Origin of the sequence: Pseudonocardia sp. EV170527-09, from assembly GCF_008369905.1 — a bacterium.
Lineage (GTDB): Bacteria > Actinomycetota > Actinomycetes > Mycobacteriales > Pseudonocardiaceae > Pseudonocardia.
In genome coordinates this window covers 1-1,783 of the sequence record NZ_VRMC01000220.1, presented here as the reverse complement: position 1 = coordinate 1,783, position 1,783 = coordinate 1, and the positions used below count along the sequence as shown (strand labels likewise).

Annotated in this window: 3 protein-coding genes and 1 pseudogene; all 4 read left to right on the top strand. The window is 74.8% G+C overall.

The features are described from left to right. Positions 1 to 81 precede the first annotated feature (81 nt). Positions 82 to 267 (top strand): annotated as a pseudogene (locus FVA95_RS28540) (nitrile hydratase subunit alpha); the annotation flags it as partial. After that, positions 264 to 674 carry a nitrile hydratase accessory protein gene (locus FVA95_RS28535; protein ID WP_149666878.1) on the top strand — a complete coding sequence of 137 codons (411 nt, stop codon included), beginning with the start codon at positions 264 to 266 and terminating at the stop codon, positions 672 to 674. The pseudogene FVA95_RS28540 and the gene FVA95_RS28535, both read left to right, overlap by 4 nt. Before the next feature lie 53 nt (positions 675 to 727). Next, entirely contained in the window at positions 728 to 1,579 is an 852-nt protein-coding gene (locus FVA95_RS28530) for a hypothetical protein (RefSeq protein ID WP_149666877.1), read from the top strand. A 5-nt stretch (positions 1,580 to 1,584) separates the two neighbouring features. Continuing rightward, positions 1,585 to 1,743, top strand: a complete 159-nt coding sequence (locus FVA95_RS31185; protein WP_161992523.1) for a hypothetical protein — start codon at positions 1,585 to 1,587, stop codon at positions 1,741 to 1,743. The last annotated feature ends 40 nt before the right edge of the window (positions 1,744 to 1,783 follow it).

Sequence of the window (1,783 nt, the reverse complement as noted above, 5' to 3'; positions counted from 1 at the left end):
CAGCAACGACTGAACACCCGACAAGGGGGTCAGTCCCAATCCGTCGTTACGGGGTTACTCCCAACCCGCCGTTGACACCCCCTGCCGGACTCGGTCGAGATCCGTGTCTGGGACTCCAGCTCCGAGCTGCGCTACTGGGTGCTCCCGCAGCGCCCGGCCGGCAGCGAGCACCTGTCGGAGGAGCAGCTCGCCGAGCTCGTCACCCGGGACTCGATGATCGGGGTCGGAACACCGAAGCCGGTGGTCACCGAGGCGGCCGGGGCATGAGCGAGGGGGTGCGCACCGACACCACCGAGCTGGGCGATGCCCGCCGGCGGATCGAGAAGCTGGTGTGCGACATGCCCGGCGCCGACAAGCCGTTCTCCGAGCCGTGGGAGGTGCGGGCCTTCGCGATGGCCGTCGCCGCCTACCACGAGGGCCACTACGAGTGGAGCGAGTTCCAGCTCTCGCTGATCGACTCCATCCGCTCGTGGGAGAAGGGCGACGGCGGCGAGCCGTGGAGCTACTACCTGCACTGGCTGGAGGCGCTGGAGACCACCCTGGCCTCCAGCGGTGCCCTGTCGGACTCCGTCGCCCTCGACGAGCGGACCCGCCAGGTCCTGTCCACCCCGCGCAACGCCAACCACCACGAGGCGCGGCGCGAGCCGGTCGCGATCTCGCCGGCGTCACGCTGAACCAGGTCGTCGGCCCGGTCCGTCTCCCCACGGACCGGGCCGGTGCCGTCGTCATGACGCCGCTCCCCGCATCCGCGCCCGTCGACGGCGGACCCGGCACGGTGCCGGTCTCCCGCGTGCCGCTCGGGCCCCGCTTCGTCGCCCGGTCCGGTCGTCCGCAGGGCTGGTCCCCGGCCCACCGCGTGCTCGGGCCGGAGCTGGACGACACCCTCCACCGCGTGGCCGACGAGCGCGGGACCGACCGCCGTGCCGTCGCGGCGGTCCTGCTGCTCGACCGCTACGCCCTGCGCCTCGCCGCCCCGGTCCTGGCCGCGTTCCACGAGCTCGACGTGCTGCTCGACGCCCGCCCGGAGGTGGTCTCCCTCGGCCCGGACCCCCACGCCCCGGGCTGGCTCGCCCTCGCCGCTCCCGGGCGCCCCGCCCGGGGGGACCGGGCGGCGCTGCGGGCGTCGCTGCTCGACGGGGCGCTGCTGCCGCTCGCCGAGGAGCTCGCGGTACGGACCCGGGCCGGGCGTCGCACGCTGCGGGCCGCGGTCGCGCACGCGGTGGCGCTGAGCACGCTGCACCTGTCCTGGCGGCGCCCGCGTCCCGACGCCCTCGTCGGGCAGACCCGGGCGCTGCTGCACGACGCCGGGCTGGCCGGTCTGGTCGTCGTCGGTGCGGTGCGCGTCGACGGCACCGACTGGATGTCGGTGCGCCGCCGGGCCTGCTGCCTCGCCTTCCGGACCACCTCCGCCGCCGGGCGGTACTGCGGTGCCTGCCCGGTACGCCCCGCCGCCGCGGTCGAGTCCGACCTGGCCGACGCCGCCCGCTCGTTCCGCGCCCGCGCGGCGCCGGACCCGCTACCGACCGCGCCGGACCCGCTGTCGAACCCGCTGTCGAACCCACCGGGGAGCACACCGTGATGCTGATGGTCGATCTGGTCGGACGCGCGGCGCTGCGCCGTGGGCTCACCACCACCGAGGCCGTCGACCGCTGGTACGACCACCACGCCGACGGGCCTGTGCAACGAACGGTGGTTCCGGCCCGACACGCCGGACCTCAGCGTCCGGCGGGATGGGCACTGTGAGTGATGACATCAGACCCTATGGGCTCTGCTGAGAACGAGA